Origin of the sequence: Streptomyces sp. Qhu_M48 (assembly GCF_051305195.1) — a bacterium.
GTDB lineage: Bacteria > Actinomycetota > Actinomycetes > Streptomycetales > Streptomycetaceae > Streptomyces.
In genome coordinates this window covers 4,222,709-4,244,257 of sequence record NZ_CP195432.1, presented here as the reverse complement: position 1 = coordinate 4,244,257, position 21,549 = coordinate 4,222,709, and the positions used below count along the sequence as shown (strand labels likewise).

At 71.9% G+C, this 21,549-nt stretch carries 1 protein-coding gene; it reads right to left on the bottom strand.

What is annotated here, in order from left to right; all coding sequences use genetic code 11:
- Positions 1-69 precede the first annotated feature (69 nt).
- A complete protein-coding gene (locus ACRRSS_RS19350) occupies positions 70-21,546 on the bottom strand; it encodes a hypothetical protein (RefSeq protein WP_435972361.1) in 21,477 nt (7,158 codons plus the stop codon).
- Between the last annotated feature and the right edge of the window lie 3 nt (positions 21,547-21,549).

Below are 21,549 nucleotides of genomic sequence, written 5' to 3'. Positions count from 1 at the left end.
GCGGCCGTACGCCCCCGGGGGAACGTACGGAACGCCGGGCACGGTTCAGTCCCGTGCTGCCGGGTCGGATCAGAACGACCAGTCCACGGTCGGCAGCGTGAGGACGGCCCCCGCGCCGAGGTGTACGTACCAGTCGCCGTCCGGGGACTCGTACCCGTCCCCGGACGCGTCGGCGAACGCGCGCACCGCCGCGGCCTCGGCCCGTGCCACGGCGCCGGGGTCGCTCCCCTCCTCCCGTACGCGTCGCAGGTCGGCCAGCGCGCGGGCCAGCACCGTCCGCCCGTCCGTGCGGTCGGCGTCGGCCCGCTCCAACTGGTCGGCGATGGCGTTCAGTCGATCGCCGTAGTGCGCGAGGTTGGTGTCCACGGCGTGCCGCATGTCCGCGTCCCGCCGATCGGCCCGCGTACCGTCCCGCAGCGTGAGGTGATGTCCCTGGGGATCACCGGTGAGCACCGGGGGCACCGCACCGGCGGTGCCGCTTCCCTGGACGGTGACCCGGTGCAGGGTGTGTTCCACGCCGTCCCGGGTGAAGCGGATGTACGACTCCGGGTCGACGACCAGCCGAATCGGCCCCGTGGCGGCCAGACCGGCCGACGCCGCCCGGACGGCGTCCGGCGTGGCGTAGAAGTCCCTGCCCAGGCCCCCGTGGTCCGGCAGCGCGAACCGGTGGTCGGCGGACACCTGGAGGGCGGGCCGCTGAACCGACTCGACGGGGCGCACGGGCCGGTACAGGGGGAAGGACGCGGCGTCGCCGGGCGTGCCGTTGAGGGCGCGCGCGATGGGGTCGAGGTCGTCCGCGACGGCCTCCACGCGCGTCTCGTCGAGCCGGTAGGTGTGGCGAGTCGTTCCGCCCGATTCGTACTCGCTGAGGCGGTAGGGGGCGGACGGCGTCGCCGGGCGCTCCGGCGGGGTGTCCGACGAGGTGGACGCGTCCGTGGGCGGGGTGACGGTGATCGTGGGGACGGGGCCGGGAGGTGTGGGCGGCGCGGTGAGCCGCCCGGGGTCGGGTGCGGTGGCCGTCGCCTCGGGTGCGGTGGGGCGGTCGGTGGGCGGGGTGACGGTGACGGTCGGGACCGGGCCCCGGGGCCCGGCCGGCGGAGCGAGCCGCCCGGGGGCCGGGACGGTGGGCGTGGTGTCGGGCCTGGGCGCGCTGTCGGGTGCGGTCGGGTCGTCGGTGGGCGGGGTGACGGTGATCGACGGGAGCGGGGACGGGGTCGGCGGTGCCTCGGTCCGGTCCGCGTCGGCAGGTGACGGGACCTCCGGGGCGTCGTCGTTCGCGGTCGAATCCTCCAGGGGGGTCTCGCCGTCCACGCGCGGGCTTTCCGTGGTCTCGCCGTTCGCGCTCGGCTCTTCCTGGCGGTCGCCGTCCACGTTCGGGGCGGCCGGTGTCTCCGGCGCCGCCTCCGCCGGCGGCTTCGGTCCGAACCGTCCCGCGTGACCGCCGACGAGCCCGTCCACGGCGGAGTCGGGCAGCAGGCCGATCAGACCGGCCTCGACCACGGCCTCGACCGTCGTTCCCCGGCTGCCCGTGAGCACCCAGGTCACGTCGGCCGTGTAGTAGTGCTGAGTGCCCTTCTCCTTCTCCCGCTCGTCGACCGTCTCGCTCCGGGTGGCGCTGAGGCTGTGGCCGGCCTCACCGCCGAGGGAGACGGGCACGCTCAGGTTCGTGGCGACGCCGGAGACGTCCGGGGAGACCGGCGCGCCGCTGTCCGTTGCGTGGACTCGGACGTCCGGGGTGATCGAACCGGACCACGCCGACGTGGTCCGCTCCCGCTCCTGATCGGACTCCCGCTCCTTGACTCCCGTCTCGACGCCGGAGTCGAACGTGCCGGAGGCCAGGTGCCGGGCGCGGTGGACCACCAGGCGTACGGTGACGCTCTCGCCGCCCGCCACAGGAACCGTGTACCCGTCGCCGAGCAGCGCGCGGATGTTGGCGCGCAGGTTCCGTTCGCTCGTCAGCAGGTCGGCCCGCAGGCCCTCGAGCTTCGCGGGGGCGAGGTCCCCGCGCGGCGGCGCCTCGGTGTCGCCCGCTCCCACCCGGTGCGGCAGGGAGGCGGCGGCGGGCAGCCACCGCAGGACCTGGTCGAGTCCTGGCAGCGCCAGCGCCTGCATCGCCGGAGCCAGCTCCCTGTTCATCTCCTGGACCGGCTCGGGGACGGCCGTGGGGCCGTCCGGCCGGACGCGTCCGGTCACCTGGACGGCCGCCGGACGGGTGCCCGGGCCCTGCCGTGTCAGATGGTCCGGGACCAGCAGATGGGCGGCCAGACCGCCCCTCAGTCGGCTCGTCGCCTTCGCCGCGTGTCCCGAGGGGAAGAGCGTCTCCCACCGGCTGCCCCACTGCTCGGCGAACCAGCGTCCGGCGCGGCCGTCCGTGGCCCAGTCGACGAGTTGTGCCGGCGCGTTGAGCGCGGCGCCCGCCATCCGTACCAGCTGGTGCGGCTCGGAGGCGTCGAAGACCTCCACGTGGTACTCGACGGAGTGCGAGAACTCCTGCGCGGTGCCGGTGATCTCCAGGCTGTGCTGGTCGCGCTCGGAGTCGGTGTCGGTCCGCGTACGGCCGACGGACGTGTCCACCCCGCCGCCGATCTTGATTCCGCCGCGCGGCACGCCGTCGGCGTCGGTCTTCTTGACGGCGACGCTGACCTGCCCGCCCAGCTTGTCGGAGACGCCGGCCGCCGAAGCGGACGACCGGGTGGCCGTGTCGGCCACGGCGAGGGTGACGAGGTCGCGGGGTCCCACGTACGTCGGCTCCCCGACCGTGGCCCCGACCCGGATGCCGATCAGCCGTGTACCGCCGCCGGACTGCCTCAGTTTGATCAGCTGACGCACCGAAGTGGTGCGGAGAGCCGTGAAGTCGGCCCGCAGCGACTCCGCCGAGAACACCGAGGCCAGGCTGCGGGAGAGATCGGTCGGCGGGCCGTCGTCCGGGCCGACGGGGATGCCCCCCAGCTCCGCCAGCAGCCGCCTGACCTCGGGCAGGACCACGTCCGCGTCGAGCCTCTCCACGTGCGAGACGGCCTTCGCGAGGTCGGCGTCGACGTACGAGCGCGGCTCGGGCGTCGGGGCCGGTTCCCGCGGGCCGGGGACGGGAAGGTCCAAGGCGCGGGCCCGGTGGTCCGGCACCGTCAGCTCCACCCCGCCGTCCACCTTCACGTACCGCGTCCGCGGGGCGGGGACGGAGGAGCCGAGGGAGCGTCGGCCGTCGGGCTGCCACGTGTGGTGGGTGATCTCGTAGTACGCGTCGGCGCGGAAGCGGTGACTGGTTCCCTTGTACGTCACGGTCGAGGTGCCGCTGCTCGCCGACGCGAGGGTGCGGACGCCGGTGTACGTCCTCGTGACGTCCACGGACCCTCCGACGGTGACCGAGGCTCCGGTGAGGGAGGCGTGGCCGCCCACGCCGAGGCCGCCGCCGACGTTGGCCGACCTGGTGTGGGCCGTACTGGACTTGGTGCCGGTCTCCGCGCCGTACGCCAGGCTGGTCTCCGTACCGGAGCCCTCGTGGACCGGCCGGCCGAGCCTCAGCCTGACCACGAGTGCCTGCGCGCGGCCGGACGGGTCCGGCGCGAGCGGGAAGACCGCGCCGTCCCGGCCGGTGAGCTGCTCGAACTCGGCCTGCAGGACGCTCGGGGTGAGGACTTCCTCGATCTCCGGGGTGAGACCCCGGCGCAGGGCGCCGACCCTGTCGCCCGTGTGCCTGCCGAACTCGTCGCCGTGCGCGGTCGGCGGAGCGCCGCCGCCGCGTTCGGCGACGAAACGGGCGGTGAGGGCGGTGAGGTCACCGGTGCCGAGGAACTCCGGTTGGATGCCGCCGAGCCCGTCGCGCGGGAGGGCGAACTCGGCCTCCGGGTGGGCAGGGCCACCGATCCATCCCGGATCGTCGTCGTCGAACACCGTCGTGGCGCCCGTACCGGCGTGGTCGGTCGCGGAGCGCTCGGGATCCGGCAGGTGGTCCTTGCCGACCCGCACCACCGCGGACACGTTCTCGCCCTCGACACGCAGCGAGGAACCGGACACCAACTCGCCCTTGCCGTCGTGGACGGAGGCGGTCAGGTGGTGGACGGCCGCGTAGGTGAACGCGGTGTGGTCGCCGCTCGTCTCCTGTTCGCGGGACATCTTCGCGGTGGCGGCCACGGACTCCTTGACGTGGGAGAGGGTGACGCCGCCCGTGAGCTTGGCTCCGGGCACTTCGACGCGGGTCCGCTCTCCCGTGCCGATGCGCAGTGTGGCCCCGCCGCTGACCGAGGCGGCGACCTGGTCGCCGCTTCCGACGGCGTGGCTGGTACTCCGCGTCGCCGAACGGGTCACGGCCAGACCGGCCTCGTCTGAGACTCCTCGCAACTCCCGCAGTTCGGTGCGCAGATGCAGACGGATGTCCTGGCCACCGACCCGGAGGACGACCGGGACGCCGGAGCCGAGCAGTTTGGCGAACCGGGCCCGCATCCCGGTCGGGCCGAAGGCCGCCGCGAGTTCACGGTCGAACTGCGCGTATTCCGCCTCGCTGAGCCGCCTCGTGAGGCCCGTCCTCTCCAGGTGCGTGTCGAGCCAGGCGCGTGCCGTCTCCAGCACCTTCGGCGCCCCGGGGAGTTCGCCGACGACCCCCGGGCCCAGGCCCGTGCGCGAGGCGAGGGCCGGTGGTTCGAGGGGATCGGTCCCGAAGTCCCGCAGGCGGAACGGGCCGAGGAGATCGCCGGTCCCGGTCACCTCCATCAGGTACGCGCTCGGCTGCTGCGGAGCGCCTTCCTCCAGGAGATGGACGTGGGGGATCCCGCCGATGCCGGTGGTGAGTTCGGCGGCGTGCGCGTACCGCTCGCTGATCCGTACCGCCACCGGACCGCGGTGGGCGGCGAAGTCCTCCAGCTCGGCCGCGACGTCGGCGTACACCTGAGTGGGCCGCGCCGCCGCCTCGTCGTCGACGACGGCGAGGTTGCGGACGGTCTGTTCGACGGGGTGGCGCAGGGTGCCGCGGACGTCGATCGCGCCGTCCGCGCCGACGTGTGCGATCAGACGGACGCCGTTCCCGTCCAGGGAGGCTCCGCCGTGCTCGACGAGACGTGGCGGGGCGTCCTCGCCGTCGTGGACCTCGAAGCTCAGCCAGGGACGGTCGGCGCAGAGCGCGGCGAGCTGCTCGATGCCGCCCTCCTGCCTCGGCTTCAGCGGACCGAAGAGCTGGGTGAAGGAGGAGGTGCCCAGTCGCCGGGCGGCGGTCACCTCGCCGGTCGCGTTCACGTGATAGCGGAAGGCCGGTACGGGTGTGTCCGTCGCCGGCACGGGGGAGTAGGGGCGCCCGTCGGGGACGAACGACACATGAGGGTGGCGGCGCAGAGCCTCCCAGGGGGCTCCGGCGAGGACCGCGCCTTCAGGTGCGGCGATCTCGATCGGGTACCGCCTGGCGATCCTGAGCAGGCCCGCCGGGTCCGGCATCCCGCCGCTCGGGAAGGGCCGGGCCGCACCGACGTCGACCGTGGCGAGGGGCTCCTGGCGGGCCATGCGCAGCAGTCCGCGCACGGCCTGGCCGACGGCCCGGAAACGCGAGGTGGACCGCGGCGGGGCCGCGTCGTCACCTCTGGCCGCCCCGGTTCCCTGCGCCCCGGTTCCCTGTGCCCCGGTCCGCTGTGCCCCGGTCCCCAGCGCCCCGGTCTCCGGAGCGGTCTGCTCCGGGGCGAGCGGCTCCGGGACCGGGCCCAGCAGACGCGACTCGAAGGCAGCGGCCTGCGAGGCGGGCACGCCCACGGCCAGCTCCAGCGAGGAGTCGAACGCCAGGGCCGGCCGCTTCGAGGCCGACACGAACTCCACGTGGAACCGAGCGGTCGCGCGGTACTCGGTCTGGGTCTCCTCGGCGTGCTTGAGCTTCACCTTTCCCTTGTCCGAACCACCCACGTCGACGTTGTGGGAGCGGGCCGCGTTGATCGCCAGCTCCAGGCTGGGCACGGCCACGAACCTGCTGACGGATGCCGGAGCGGACACCCCCACGGTCAGCCCCGTCTTGTCTCCGTACTTGCCGCTCGACTTCACACCGAACGCGTCCGAGAAGTCCTCCCGCACCCGCAGCGGCCTGCCGGTCTCCCCCTTGCGCTGGAGCCCGGTCAGCTCGGCGCTCACGAGGAAGTGCCCGGCCAGGGACCTCTTCGGGAAACCTCCGGCGGCGAAGACCTTGGAGGTCAGGCTGCCGGTGGACCACCACTGGTTGCCGTCCTTGAACGACTTCTCGTTGAGGAAGTCCTCCGTGACCTCGGAGAGGAACTTCGCGGCGACGTCCGGGGCGAACCCGGCCCTCCGCAGAGTGGCGGCGAGATCGGTGAGCAGCTCCGTCGGCGCGACCGCGTTGATCGTGGACAGCGTGGACTTGAGCGTCTCCGGGGCCACGACCTTCCAGGTGGTGGCCTCGCCCGACGGGCCGGAACCCTCGGGGAGGGCCAGGCGCAGCCGCCCGGGGAAGTCCAGCAGCGCCTTGCGCTCCAGCCCGGCGTCCCGGTCCACGACATGGACCTGGACACCCACGCCCACGGCGAACTCGTGTGTCTCCTTGACCACGGTCCGTCCGGTGCCCTGGGTGTCCGCCGTGACGGTTCGGGACGTGGCGTGCGTGGTGCCCGCCTGCACCTTGACGGAAGGGATCACCGAGTTCAGGTCGCCCGCGTTGGCCATCTTGACGACGGCGTCCACGCCGGCGGCCACCGCGGCGTTGCCGCCCGAGGTCACCGCGCGGTTGGTGACCGCCTGGTTGCGCGGGGCGTGGGGGGCCGTCTCCTCCTTGGGCAGGGCCGCGTGGTGCGTGGGGTCCGTCGGCCGGGCGGTCAGGATCACGATCTTGCCGTCGGCCACGAAGGTCAGACCGTTGCGCAGGAATCGACTCCAGGACTCCGGATCGCCGCCGGAGACCTTCGGCGTCAGATGCCCCATGACCTTCCGTACGGTCCGCGCGTCCAGACCCGCCCGCTCCAGCACGGTCCTGGCGGTGGCCAGGTCCCCGGCCACCCGGGTGCGGTCGAGGACGGCCGTGACCCGCCCGTCGCCCAGCGCCCCCTGAGTGACGTACCAGGGAGCCCGGGGCGCCGGGGGGTTGGGGGACGCGGGCGCCGGGGGCACGGGTGCGGGGAGGGGTGAGGGCGCCGCTTCGGGGTGGGGCTGTCGCGAGGACGAGCCCTCACCGTTGTCGGACCTGGGGGAGGAGTCCGGGCCCAGGAGAGACGCGGGCGTTCCGAACGGCACCGCGCCGGGGACGTCTTCGGCGCTGTCCCGCACGGTGCGGTACCCGTTCGGGCCCGCGGTCGTCGCCGGGACGGCATCCGGCGGCAGGTGACCGTCGGGCGGCATGTGGGCGCCGAGGAGCGTGGCCTCGACCTCGGCGCCCTCCGTCACCGGGAGGGACAGCCGGACCCAGTGGTCCGGCTGCAGACGGGGCCTGCCGTCGGCGTCCCACACGACCTTCTGCGCGACGGTCGTGTGACCGGGGCCCGTGGCGTCGGTGGCGAACGGGCCGGTCACCCGGGGCACGAACCACAGGGTGGATCGGGGCGCGTAGGCGGTCAGAGGCAGGTCGGGCCGCAGCTCCCGGAGCGCCCGCAGGGTGTCGGCGGCATACGAACGCTCAAGCCCGCCGCCCAGACCGCAGGCGGCGAACTGCAGGGGCTTGGATGTGTCCCAGACACCGTCGTCGGCGAGTCTGGACAGTACGACGGCGAGTTCGCCGGCGGTGACCCGCTGCCCGCGCCAGGTGGGCGCGCCGTCGGACCCCACGACGTGGTTGGCCAGCGTGAAGAACCGCTCGTCCCGGGGGAACCGCCCGGTGGCGTCGCGAATGCGCTCCGCCTCCTCGGAGGCGGTGGCGGGGTCGATGAGGTGGTGGGTGTCGTTCTCCTGTCGCGACCGGGTGATGGCCACGACGAGCTCCTCGACCCGGTCGGCGGAGTTCCGGGAGGACCCGGGGGCGGAGACGGAGGCGTCGGAGAGGGGCGGGGACACGGGCGTGGCCTGCCCCTCGGCGCTCCCGAAGCCCATGAAGCCGCCGAGCATGTCGTCGTCATCGCTCTCCTGCGCGGCGACCTCCGGTTGTTCCGGTCGTTCCTGCCGGGCGTTGTCCGTGTCGCCCAGCTTTCCGGCCTCGGTACGCAGGCGCGCTGCCGCGATCCTCTCGAAATGCCCCTTCACGGTGGCGTTGTCGGCGAACATCGCGGCCAGGTCGCCGTATTTGCTCTCGTACGTGAACCGGTCCGGGCCGGCGGTCCTGTCGACGAGCAGGAACCTCCGGTACGTCGGGAAGCCATCGCCCGTCGGGTCCGTGGAAGCGGATTCCTCGGCCAGCTTCGGGCCGTGCCCCGGCCTGGGCCCTTCGCCGCTCCCGGAATCGTCCGAAGGCGGTTCGAAGTACTTGTCGAAGGAAGGCCTTCCGGACTTCCACGCGCCTTCGTCGTGGTATTCGCTGTAGCTCGTGTAGGAGGACAGGTCGGCCTGGTAGTACTGGTGGAACTCGTGGAACAGCTGCCGGACGGCCTGCAGTTCCGTGTCCTCCAGGTCCACGAGACGACGCTTGGTGCCCTCCGTCGTCATCAGAGGCTTCCCGGTCAGTTTGAGGGCTGCCTCGGCGATCCACAGGAACGTGGCATCGCCATCGTTCTTTCCACGGTAGTAGAAGCCGAGAGGATCGGAGTCGACCATGACGAGGGAGGCATGGAACGCGAAGCGGACGTCCTCCCTCTCCATGTCGCCCCAGAGGTTCCGGTAGCGGCGCATGAGTTCGACGGCGCCGCGGTGCTCGGGTTCGTCGTCGTGCGCGTCCTTCCCGTCGCCGTACATCGCCTTCGAGTTCAGCTTCTCGATGTCGTGGAAGAAGATCGACTTGACGACGGCGTCCACCGGAATCAGACGTCGTCCCGCATCACCGCCGGCGGCGACGAGCTTGAGGTACTGGCCCGCGACCATCTGCGCGTGCTGGTAGAACGTGTACTCCTCGTTCGAGGCGCAGATCATCTCGTATCGGCGGGTGAGCTCGGGGAACTCCTGTTTCAGGAGGTCGAGCATGCGGAACACCGGCTGACCCTCCTGCCGGAGGCCGCTCAGTTCCGTACCCACCCGGAGCTGCCGGGCGACTTCGGCGGCCCGCCCCTCGCGCAGGGCGGCGAAGTCCTGCACCACGGGAGTGTCGGTGACGTTGAGGTCCGCGCGGACCTCCTTGTTCTGGCGCGCCAGTTCGAAGGCGATGGCCGCGTGGGTGGCCCAGACCAGCACCGTCTCGTGCATGAGACGGTCGACGGAGCCCGTTCCGTACCGTGCCGACCACTCGGCGGGCGCCGTGTTGACGACGTCGAGAAGGTGCTTGTGGTCGTCCAGGAACTGCTTCAGTTCCTTCTCACGGGCCACAAACGGAATCTCGTCCTCCTGGAGAGGGTGCCGAACGCGGTCGACGGGCCTCTGGTTGAGCTGTTCCCACGTCACGTAGTGCTGGCGCAGTTTCCTGGAGATCCAGTGGAGCGTCTCGTCGGTGTTCTGATGGGAGTCCTTCTTGACGTACTTGGGAGGGCCGTCCTCTTGCGGGACCTGGGTGGATTCGAGCCAGGGGTTGTATCGGGCGCTCAGCTCACGGGCTTCGGAGTCGGGCATCCCGAGCCGGTCGCGAAGTTCGTTCACGTGCAGGTGTTCACCGTGCTTCGGGAACGTGTGACCGGGAAGGTCGTCGTCCTCGCTCAGGTGATCCCTCGGGCCGTCGAAGTAGGTGATCAGAGAGTTCGGCAGGATGTTCTGGCGGAGCAGCTCGAGATCCGCGTTGCGGATTCCGAACTGGTTGCGGTCGGCCGAGTGGTCGACGTTGGTGGTCTCCCTGCCGAGGGAACCTGCCGGTGATTCCATGGGTACGGCGGCGCGCGTGATGCGGTGGTACGTGTCCTGGGGGACCAGGTAGGAGCGGATGAGCGGCTTGTGTATCCCTCCTTCCTGCAACGCGTACTTCATGCCCCACGCGACGGCCCGAGCCGGAGTTCCCACGCTCGTCCACATGGTGGCGTCACCCGTGCCCGTGCAGAGGACGATCTCCCCCGTCTCGGGGTTCTGCTGGACGTCCTTGAAGCGGGACGATGTGGCCCGTCCGCGTACACCAGGGGTGATGTCCAGAGCGACCTCGTCCATCACGACGGTGTAGAAGCGCACGTACGGAGCGCCGTCGACCACCTCGACCTCCACCTCGCCGCGGTGGACGTGGTGGTTCGTCTCGAACGCGTAGCGCCGGCCGCTCCAGCGGGGCCGCGGGTCGGTGGGCCGGCTCGGTCCCACAAAGCTCATTCCGGGGATGCCGATGGCCGGATCGTCCCGGTCGGCCGGCCGCCGGGACGGCCCGTGCTCGGAGCCCTCCGCGGCCTGCGGGTCCACCTCACGGATCTTGACCAAGGACCGGCCGTTCGCCGCCCGCGTCACCGACCGCACCTCGTAGTGCGAGCCGGGTGTGAACACGATCCGGTTCCCGTCGCCGACCGTACGCGCGTCCCACGCGAGCAGCGGCTGAACCTCGAAGATCACGTTGTGCGCCGGGTGGGGCTCGTGACCCTGCCTGGTCGTCCAAGCGAGCGCGGGGGGCATCAGGTCGCCCAGCTGATGCGTCGTACGCGCGTCCGCCAGCTCCCGGAGCCGGGCCAGGCGGTCGGCAGGGAGCCGGGCACCGGACTGCACCGGATGCCGGTAGGGCTTGACGGTCTGGTGGATCTCGCTGATCGCCCGCGCCACCGGCTGGTCCGGCTCCCGCGCCAGGTCACGCAGAACCTGGTCGCCCCTCGCGTGACCGATGACGAGCGCCAGCTTCGAGGCGTCGATCTCGGCGTCGTCGAGCTGCTGGAGGAGTGTCCGGGCCTCGTCGGAGTACCGGGTCAGCGTGCGCACGTCACCGGAGACGGTGCCCTGGCGCCGCGCCTGGGCCACCGACGCGTCGTTCGGCGTGACGGCCTCCTTGACCGACAGACCGTGCGGAACACGGTCGACATCGACCTTGTCCACCAGCCTTCGAGCGGCCTCCGGCCCGCCCGCCGCGTTCTCGATGCTCCGGGTGAGCGCGTCGGCGATCCCGTCCACACGCTCGGTGGCGGCTCGCATCGCCTTGTGGGGCATCCGGTTGTTGCCGCCCGCGGTCACCGTGATCGTGAGCTTCTCCTCGCCGGACAGCTGTCGGCGCTCCAGCTCGGGGAGCAGCCCCGCGGCGAAGTCGTCGAGCTCTCCCCGCTGCACCTCGCTGAGGCTCTTGCCCCCTTCGGGGAACTGGAGGGTCAGCCTTGTGCGAGTGGAGGGTTCACCGCCGGGCCCGAAGAGGGCGGTCAGCGACACGTCGTCCGCGTCACCGAACCGGACGGCGCCGGGATGATCCCGGGTGTCCGCACCGGCGTCGCGTTCGGCGTCGTCCGGGGCCCCGTCATGGTGGGTGGACACCCTCTCGGCGGTGTGGTCGTCGGTGCCGCTGTCGGTGTAGCGGTGCCAGTCCGAGCCGTCACCGCCGACGGCGATCCGGCCGTCGGCGGTGATGCCGACCTGGCGCGCGGTGACGAGTGAGCCGCCCGGCACGGACCAGACCGGTGCGTCGGCGGCCAGCGCGGTGAGGGAGTCGGGCTGCGATCCCCCCTGGGCGCGGTGTTTCCAGAGGCCGCTCATCACCTCCTTGACGGTCGTGTCATGGAGGGCGGCCAGGTCGCAACCGGTGAACTGGATCTCGGTGACGCCGTCGAGCCTGCCGTCGTCGTGGGCGTCGACGAGTGCCGCGAGTACGAGGTCGGCGCGGGGCGGAGCGTCGTCGCCGGTGTGCATGCCGACGACGAACCGGTTCTGCTGCGCGGGAAGGGAGGCGAGCGCCCGGGACTGGGCAGGGCTCAGCTCACCGACGGCGATGCCGGAGGGAATGACGCGTACCGGCCGCCGACGGGTGAACTCGGCGATACCCGAGCTCAGTTCGTCCACCACGACGGACGTGTCGCGCCTCCAGAACTCCGGGGTGTGCCCGGCCTCCCCCAACAGCGCCGGCGGGTAGCCCTGGTCCACCAGGAGGCGCGGGACCAGGATCCGTACGTCGGCGGTGACTCCCGTGCCCGGTGCCGACGCCGGAAGGTCGGTGGCCCCCTGGAGCGCCCTCACGAGCTCGACGAGTGCCGTCAGCCGCGCCCGGTCGCCCGGGTTCGCGGACACGGCGTCGTAGTAGCGGTCGAAGGCGGTGTCGAGGCCGTCCCGGACGGGGTCGGGGGTGGGCGTGGGCTCGTCCTCGGCGAAGCCGTAGAACCGGTCCATGATCGAGGTGATCTCGTCCCGTACGCCGATCTGGTCGTCCGGTCGGGCGTCGTCCTCCTGCTCGATCCGGCGCCGCAGCTCCAGGTAGGAGTCGGCGTTCAACCGCCGCCAGTCACGGCTGCCGGTCCCCTCGCCGAGCGCCTCGCGCATCAGCGCGTCGGTACGGCCGGTCAGCCCGGGAGTCCCGGCCAGCAACACGTCCAGGTCGCCGTCGTGGAGCGCGCGCGTGTTCCGCGGTGCGGCCGGCAGCGGGGCGTCGGCCCGGTCCCGGGGGCCCACCGGCAGCGTCTCACCGGCTTCGAGACCGAGGGCGATCTCGTCCGGGAATCTTCCCCCGGGCATGGCCGAGCGGAGCGAGGCCTCGGACAGGGGGGCGAGCGACCGGAACCTGGTCCAGTCGTCCGAGTACCCGAGCAGGTCGGACGAGGCCGACCTCCTGCGCAGAACGTCCTTCTCGAAGGCGTCGGCCGCCGTCATGATCTCGTGGAACGTGTGGTGGCCGATCGGAAGCATGTCGGCGAGGAGGGCCAACCGCACCAGCTGGTAGTCGACCGGCACCCGCCACTTCGTGGCCATCGCGTGGACGGCCGCCAGCGTGAAGTACGTGGTGTTGGACGTGCCGGCGCTCATCAGACCACCGGTTCCGTCCGCCGTCACCTGACTCTCGGTCTTGAGCGCGATCTGGCGGTGGCGCTCGCCCGGCTCCCAGGTCAGCGCCCCACCTGCCACCGCGTGCGCGCGCTCGCGGTCGCTGAGCGGCGGCACCACCTCGTCCGGTACCAGCTCGGTCCGCCTGCGCAGTTCCACGGCGGCGACGAGCGCGTCCCGCTCGGGACCCTCGGGCAGGGTCTGTTCGAGCCGCTCCTGCTCCTGCCGGATGAGCTGCACGACATCGGCGTCCTGCTGGATCCCCGGGCTCCACTCCCGCTTGAGGATGGCGGGCTTGTCCTTGGCCAGGCCCAACGGGCCGGTGAGGGCCGAACCATGGACCGCGGTGGCGAGCAGGTGCATCTGTTCGCGGATGTTCCCGCCCTCGACGACCTGCCGCAGGGTCTCCGTGTCGGCGCCGACGGAGCCGCTGCCGGTGTTCCCCGTGCTGCCCAGCTTGTGACGGTCCTTGACGGGAGTCCTGTCCCAGATGACCCTGACGAGATCGTGCACCTGCCGCTGGACCTCCGGCAGCTGGGCGATGTACTCGCCCAGGGGTCGCTCGGCGGCGCGCGAGGCGTCCGCGTACGCGATGCGGGTCGCCGCCCGGACGATCTCGTGGTGCTCGGTACGGTCCGGGTTGGCGTGCAGAGCCTGCCCGACGCGCGTCAGGACGGTCAGAGGGAGCGGCCGGACCTCGACGGCGAGCGGGCTGTCCGGTCCGTGCAGGCCCTGCTGGAACCGCTGGATCGCGTCGACCGGGCCGTCCGGTCCGGTGATGGTGACGGCAGCCACCTTGTCCTTGCCCACCAGCAGCGTCCCGTCACCCACGTCGACGGCGTGCCCGGCGGGAATCCGCACCTCCAGCCAGTGGACCGCGTCCGGCGGGAGCGCCCTGGTCAGCGTCGCGTACGGCCGGTCGCCGGTGCGCAGGAGTCCGTCCGAGCGGCCCACCAGCGGAACCGGGGCGTCCGGCAGCACCAGATAGGCGGTGGTGTCCTCCGGCGTAGGCGTGCCGAGGGTGTCCAGCTCCGCCCGCCAGTCCGTCGGGCCGTCCGGGGCGTCCTCGTCCCCGTCGAGCGCGGATCCGTCCTGTGTGATGCCGGTCTGCCCGGCGCCGGTCGGCGTGGCGTCGACATCGGTGACGTCGGTCTGTGTCAGTGCCGGTCCGTCGGTGGTCGTGGACCCGCCGGCACTGGTCGACAGGACGTCGTCGCCGGCCTCTCGCTCCGCGGGGGCGACCGACCGTGACCACGTGCGGCTCGAATCCACGGTGGCCATGGCCACGTCCACCGCGAACTGCCGGAGCCTGTTGGGCCTCGCCTGGGGCCGGGGCTGCTTCCACTGGGCCTCGGCATGGAGTCTGTCCGGCAGCGGCACCGGGGAGAGGCCCAGGTCCCGGAGCATGCGGGGAACCACGAAGCGGGTGTGGGCGGTGAGCGCGCCCTGCGCGGACGCCGAGGAACCACTGATCTGATGGAGCGTCAGGACCGCGTCGGCGACGGCTTCGAGCTGCTTCATGCGCCCGGTCGCCCCGGCCAGATCCGCCCCGTACTTCGCGAAGACGGCGTCGAGCCGGGACCGCACGCCCTGCTCGGGCGACTCCGGTTCCCGCCCGTCGGCCTCGGCGCGCAGGGTCAGGTAGGCGTCGGTGTCCAGTCGCGCCGACGGCTCGGTGTTCGGGTCCGAAGCGGGCGAGGGGTGGGCGGTGACGCGGGAGACGTCGGCCATGCCGAGGGCCAGCTCGCCCGCGAGCACCCCGGGGGTCGCGTCCTGCCAGAACGTCGGGGTGCGGGCCTCGGCGGACAAGCGCGCCGGGGGGAATCCCCGGTCGAGCAGCAGGCGCTGGATCAGGATCTCGACCTCGGGCGTGAGTGAGCTGCCCGTCGCGTCCCCCTGGAGCGCCTTGACCAGGCCGGCGACGGCCTCCAGACGGCTCCGGTCGTCGTCGGCGGACGAGACCTCGGTCTCGTAGTTGTCGAACGCGTCCTCGATGGCGTCCTCGGACAGGTCGCCCCGGCCGGCCGTGTCGTCCTGGTCGGACCCGGCCACCCGGCCCAGCAGCTTCCGGTACGCGTCCGCGTTCATCGTGTGCCAGTCGCCGCCCGCGTCCTGCCGCCGGTCCGCCACCTCCGTGAGCACTCCCGACCAGCGGAGATCCGACAGCACCAGTCCCCAGTGCTCCTGGGGAAGGTGCTGTGACAGAGGCCCCTCGCCCGCCGTGCCGGTCCCGAACGCGACGATCGCCTCGTCGCCCGGGACGACCGCGACGGGCAGGTCATCGGCGCGCGTGGTGATGAGGTCCGGGGTGTGGTCGGGCGCTCCGGAGTCGGCGTACTCCTGCCAGGCGGCGTCGTCGCGGCGTACGGACAGCCTGCCGTCAGGGGCGACGGAGACGTCGGCGGCGGTGACGAGACGCCCGCCGGGGACGTACCAGACGGGTGCGTTGGCGGCGATGGCTTTGAGGGGGCTGGGTGGGGTGGCGTCGGTGGCGCGGTGTTTCCACAGGCCGGTCATGACGGTTTTGAGGGTGGTTTCGTGGAGGGGGGTGGCGAGGTTGCAGGCGGTGAAGTGGATTTCGGTGATGTCGTCGAGGGTGCCGTTGTCGTGGGCGTCGGTGAGGGCTTTGAGGAGGGTGTCGGGGTCGTGGGGGGTGTCGGGGTCGGTGTGCATGCCGACGACGAAGACGCCGGGGCGCTTGGGGAGGGCCTGGAGGGCGGTGGTCTGGGCGGGGGAGAGGACGCCGACGGAGATGCCGGAGGGAATCTCCCGTACCGGACCCGTCGGTGCCGTCCCCGTGGCGGGCGCTGTGACGGGCCCGTCCGTCGTGGGCCAGGTGCCGGGGCCGGTGTTGTCGTGGAGGACGGAACCGGAGCCGGTGACGTCCTCGATGGCCTCCAGGTAGCGGCGCGGGAAGGTACCGTCCGGCAGCGTGGACGTCGCCATGACTCCGGACGCGTCGGCCCGGTCGGGAGTGCGCCGGAACAGGGTCTCGGCGTCGTGGTAACGGTCGGGCAGCCCGGCGTAGTGGAGCAACTCGTGCAGCAGCATGGCGTCGTCGCGGTTCCTGGCCTCCGGATCCGCGTCGTCGTCCCGCAGCCGGAAGTTGAGCTGGTCGGATCTGTCACCGGGCCCGGTGGCAGGGCTCACGGTGATCCAGTCGCGGCCCTTGGCACCTTCCTCCGCCACGGACCTGGGGTCGAGCCGGACCTCCATGTGGAGCTGGTCCCCGCTCCGGGGCAGCTGGAAGCCCAGGTTCACATGGGCGTCCAGAAGGCCCTGGAGCCTGTCCCGCAGCGCGGCGGCGTCGGCGGCGGTGTAGGCGTCGTCCACGGCCACGGGAAGGTCGAGCTGGACCAGCCGTACGGTACCGCCCGGTGAGCCGCCCGCCGCACGGTCCCCGTCCGGGACGCGGAAGCGCTGCACGTCGGCGTTGATGAGCGTGTACCGGCCCGTACGCGTCCCGTCGTCGCGCCGCCGGTCCGCCGTGCCGGGGAAGGGACCACGCTCGTCCGGATCGGCCGCGGGATCGAAGCGTTCGGTGCGGACACGGGCGGGCGGCGGGACGTCCTGGCGGCCCTGAACCCACTTCCACGCCGACCACCGGTCCGCGGTGACCGGCTGCTCCGTCGGCGCCACCTCCTCGGGAACCCGCTGACCGGGCTGGGAGTGGGCCGAGCTCTCGGGGACGTCGCGACTGGTGTCCGGGCGGTCACGCTTGGGGCCCCTGCTCTCCGTGTCGTCGTCGCCGTCACCGCCGTGGGGACGCTTGGCACGCGTGCTGGACTCGGGTGCCGGGTCCAGGTCCATGTCCATGTCGTCGAGATTCCGGGTGGGCACCCGGGCCTCGCGGATGGCGGTCAGTTCGCGCCGGTAGTCCTCGGCGATCTCGTCGGGGAACCGTCCGCCGGCCGCGACGTGGTCCCGCAGGTCGGACTCGGGCAGCGGAGGAAGAGAGCGGTAGTGCGCCCAGTCCGGAGCCTGGTCGGGTGCCGGGGTGATGTGCAGATCGCCGATGTCGGTCCGCGCGGGGTGCTGGGCAGCGTACTGCTGCGCGAAGGCGGCGGAGCCCGCCAGCACCTCGGGCAGCGAGTGATGGCCCTGGCCGACGAAGGTGGCGATGATCGCGAGACGCAGCGTGCGGTGGTCGAGGAGGAGGCCCCACTGGTCGGCCATCAGCTGGGCGTACCGATGGAAGTAGTAGCCCGAGCCCGAGGTGCCGGACCTGATGAGGCGCCCCAGTTCCTCACTGCCGCGCTGCAACGGCGTGTTCATGTCGAGCGTGAGGCGACTGCCGCCGGGAATCCACCGCAGCTTGCCCCGCGAGTTGAGGGCGATCATCCTCTCCTGCGCGCTCAGCGTGGGTACGGCCTCGTCTCCCTTGAAAGGCCTCAGGATCGAGTCCAGTGCCTCCCACTTCTCGTTGGCCCTCGTGAGTTCCTCGGAGCGCGGGTCGTGCCCTTGGCTCCGCAGCCTGTTGATCTCTGCTTCGAGGCGGGAGTGCTCGCGGAGGTCGGGGTTGTCCCTGCGCTGTGTGCGCTCCTCCGTGATGGACGGCGGATAGGCAGGGCGGCGGTTGAGGGCCTTCGGGAGGACCTGCGACGAGATGGAATTGAAGAACAGGGTCATCCGCTCGCGCAGGTTGCCCTGGCGCACGACGTGGCGCAGCGCCTCCGGGGAGTTGCCCACGGCGCCCGGCACAGTGGCATGGCGGGTGCCCATGCTGCGACGGTCCGACTCGTTGGTGATCCGGTCCCAGACGGTGCCGGCCAACCGCGCCGCGACCTCCTGGACTTCCGGCCGCGTCGCCAGGTAGTCCGCGAGACGCCGTTCGTACGCCTCCGATTCCTCCCTGTAGCGGATCCGGACCAGGTCGTCGACCGTGGCGTCCGGCGCAGCGGCGAGTGCGTCGGAGGTCGGCGGTGCCTGGCTCGACGCACTACCGGCACCGGCACCGGCAGAGGAAGAGGAAGAGGAGGAGGAACCGGAGGAGGAACTGGAGCCGAAGCCGGACGGTTCTCCTCCACCCGGGCCGAACTTGACGGCGTCGGGGTGCTCCGCGTCGACCGCGGGCGTACGGAAGCGGAAGCGGACCGCGCCGTCGGGGAGAGTGGCGGACGGGGCCGTCGTGCGGGTCGGCGTGTGATCGACGTCGCCGCTGTCGGTGTACTCGTGCCAGGCGGCTCCCTCGTCGACGACGGCGATCTTTCCGTCCGGAGTGAGACCGACGTGCTGGGCCGTGAACAGGTGACCGCTCGGGCCGTCCGTGGAATCACCGCTCGTCGTGGGGACGTACCAGACGGGTGCGTTGGCGGCGATGGCTTTGAGGGGGCTGGGTGGGGTGGCGTCGGTGGCGCGGTGTTTCCACAGACCGGTCATGACGGTTTTGAGGGTGGTTTCGTGGAGGGGGGTGGCGAGGTTGCAGGCGGTGAAGTGGATTTCGGTGATGTCGTCGAGGGTGCCGTTGTCGTGGGCGTCGGTGAGGGCTTTGAGGAGGGTGTCGGGGTCGTGGGGGGTGTCGGGGTCGGTGTGCATGCCGACGACGAAGACGCCGGGGCGCTTGGGGAGGGCCTGGAGGGCGGTGGTCTGGGCGGGGGAGAGGACGCCGACGGAGATGCCGGAGGGAATCTCCCGTACCTGACCTTCCGGCGGAGTGGTGCCGTTGTCCTCGTCGCCGCCGCCGTCCGAAGGCGGGGAGGCGGCGACCTCGACGGGTGTCGAACGTCCCGCCGGGGCGTCGTTCGAGGACGTGGTGGTGCGCTCGTCGTCGACGAGGAGGTAGTCGAGTCCCTCGGCGGCGGCCTTGTCCGCTTCGGCCTGGAGCGGGTGGGGCGTGACCCCGGGCGCTGCGGCACGCGCCTCCGCCTCCGCCTCCGCCTCCGCCGGCTCCTCGCCGGCCTTCGGCGCGGGCGCCGTGAACTGGTCGCCGCCGCTCTGGGTCACCGTGTGCGCTGTCGGCCGGTGCTGATCCGTCGGCCGGTCCTGATCCGTCCGGTTCGGGGCCCCGTCCTGCGCGCCGTCGCCCAGCACGGAGGAGAGGTCGGACGAGACAGTGGGCTGGGAAGGCCCGGCAGCCGCCTCCGTGTCCGAACCCTCCTTCTTGCCGCTGTCGGTGGACGTGTCGCCGTCGGTGGAGGTACCGCCGTCCGTGGAGGTGTCGCCGTCGGATTCGGTCCGGAACAGCGGGTCCTTGGCGATCTCGTCGGAGAACGACGGCCCCAGGTCGAGGTCCAGCGGCTTGAGGGCGCCGTCACCGTCGCTCTCGACCGTGACGTCCGGCTGCTGAGGGGCGTCTGCGAAGAACGAGGTGCCCGTGAAGGGGTTCGAGAAGACCCACTTCACCATGTCCTTCATGTCGCGCGTGAAGTTCGGGTCCGGCGTGTCCGACGTGGGGCGGGGCACCGGCCACGGTGCCGAGCTGCCCGTCATGTTCGCCACGAACGAGGCGATGTTCAGGGGATGCAGCAGCCCGAAGTACTTGTTGTCGTCGATGTTCTCGGCGTACTGGTGGGTGAGGATCCAGTTCTGGTACTTGGTCATGACCGGCTCGAACATGCGATGCAGGCCGGCGCTCAGCGCACCCATGGCCACGCCGGAGGCGAACGGACCCGCGGTGACCTTGAACGTGCCGTCCCCGAAGAACAGGTTGTAGAACCCCTCGCTGAGCATCTCGTGCGTGCCCTCGCTGAGGAGCGACGCGACGGCCCCGCCGAGCTGGTACATCGGGCTGCCCTGGAGCGGGTTCTCCTGCTTGAAGACGCGGGCCAGGGCGTTGCTGTGCTCGGAGCGGGCGAACAGGTCCGGCATCGCGTCGGCGAGGTTCCTGAGCGGCGCCAACTGACCCAGATCGCCCATCGCCTTGGTGAGGAGCTCGGGAAGCTCGGAGTGGTCCGCGCCGAGACGGACCCACTTGCGGGCCAGCATCTCGCCGAACTCCTTGCCCGCCGCCTCGGCTCCCTCGTGCGCGAGGTGCTTGGCGAAGACGTCCCCCATCTTGTCGGCGAACGCGTCGGCGATGGTGCCCTCGCCGAACCGCATGAAGCCGGTCTCCAGCTGGCGGGTGACGCCCCCGAGGAGTTCGCCGACGTCCTTGGCGAAGTCCGATCGCGCCTCCTTGGTGGCGAGGAGACCGTCCAGCGGGTTCTCGGTGTCGCTCGCGGTACGGCCCGCCGCCGCTGAACCGGAGGACTTGGAGCCGGTCGTCGGCGCGTCTCCGGCAGCGGACTTGTCGGAGTCGGGGGCGTTCCTGCCCCCGACGGTCTCGGGCTTGCCCGTGGTCGGAGCGTCCTTCGTGCCCGGGGCGGGAGCGTCCTTCGTACCGGGGGCGGGAGCGTCCTTCGCACCCGTGGCCGGAGTGTCCTTCGCGCCTGCCGCGGGGGCGTCCTTCGTACCCGTCGCGGGCGGGTTCGGCTTGTCCTTGGCCGTGGCGCCGCCCGGCGTCTCCGGCTTCGCCCTGCCGGGAGCGGTCGCGGCGTCCGGCTTGGCGGGGGCGACCGGCGGTGGCGTGACTCCTTCGGTGGCGGTCTTCGGCGGGACCGGGGGAGGCGTCGCGCCCTCCGGCGTCCTGTCGACCGGCGTGGGGGGCAGTTCCTTGTCCGTCGCCCGGTTGACCGGGGTGGGCGGCAGTTCCTTGTCCGTCTTGGCCGCGATGTCGTCCAGCTTCGACTTCGGGCCGGCCCCGCCCGTCGGGACGTCGGGGGTCTTGTTCTTCGGGACGTCGCCCAGTGTGTCGTCGGCCTTGCTCAGCACGTCGTCGATCCGCTTGCTGAGGATCGAGCCCGGCGTCCTGCCGCCGAGGAGCCTGCCGAGCATCTTGCCGCCGTAGTGGAAGACGACCTCGAGCGGGCCGCCGACCAGGCCGGTCAGGGCGCCCTGCTTGACCGAGTCGATCAGCGACTCGGTGTTCCAGCTCGTGGTGTGTCCCGCGCCGAGCTGGTAGAGCTGGATCACCGTGTCCTGGAAGACGCCGCCCATGATGCCGATGAACGTCTGGCTGAGGATGGTCTGCAGCAGCCACCGGAAGAGGTGGTGGATGCCCTCGCGGGTCGCCGCGAACATCGCCGACACCGGCCCCCACACCGAGCCGAAGGTGAAGACCGAGAAGAGCGTGGCGAACAGGATCTCGGCCAGCAGCTGGACGAGCTGGAGGATCGCCATGATCTTCGTGTACTCGACCTGGTTGGCGACCTTGAGGGCCACCTCGGACAGCTGACGGGACAGCTCCGCCGTCTGCTCCAGCTGGTTCGCGCCCGCCGTCTGGCCCGTCAGGTCCCTCATGGCCACCAGGAACGAGTCGGCCGCCTCGCCGTCGAAGTCGTTCTTGACGATCGGGATGAGCTCCACGACGTACCCGGTGAGCGTCTCCAGGTCCCGGGCGATGGAGCCGTAGTGCTCCGACACCCGCCGCATGAGGTCCTCGTCGGCCTCGGGCCACTCCATGCCCGACACGAAGCCGAGGAAGTCGGCGACACCTTCCGGCGGATTGATGGCCATGGCGTGGAGGTCCTCTGATCGGGCGGACGGCTGTGCCCGGAGGAACGGGGACAGCCGTCCGCGCGGTTCAGCGGGGGCGTAGGCCCGCACCACCACCACCGGCACCAGCACCACCAGCGCCCGCGCCCGCACCCGCACGCGGGTGCGGGCGGTCATCGG

Coding starts and splice junctions, on each gene's coding strand:
- ACRRSS_RS19350 (WP_435972361.1), bottom strand. CDS start 21,546: ATGACCGCCCGCACCCGCGTGCGGGTGCGGGCGCGGGCGCTGGTGGTG.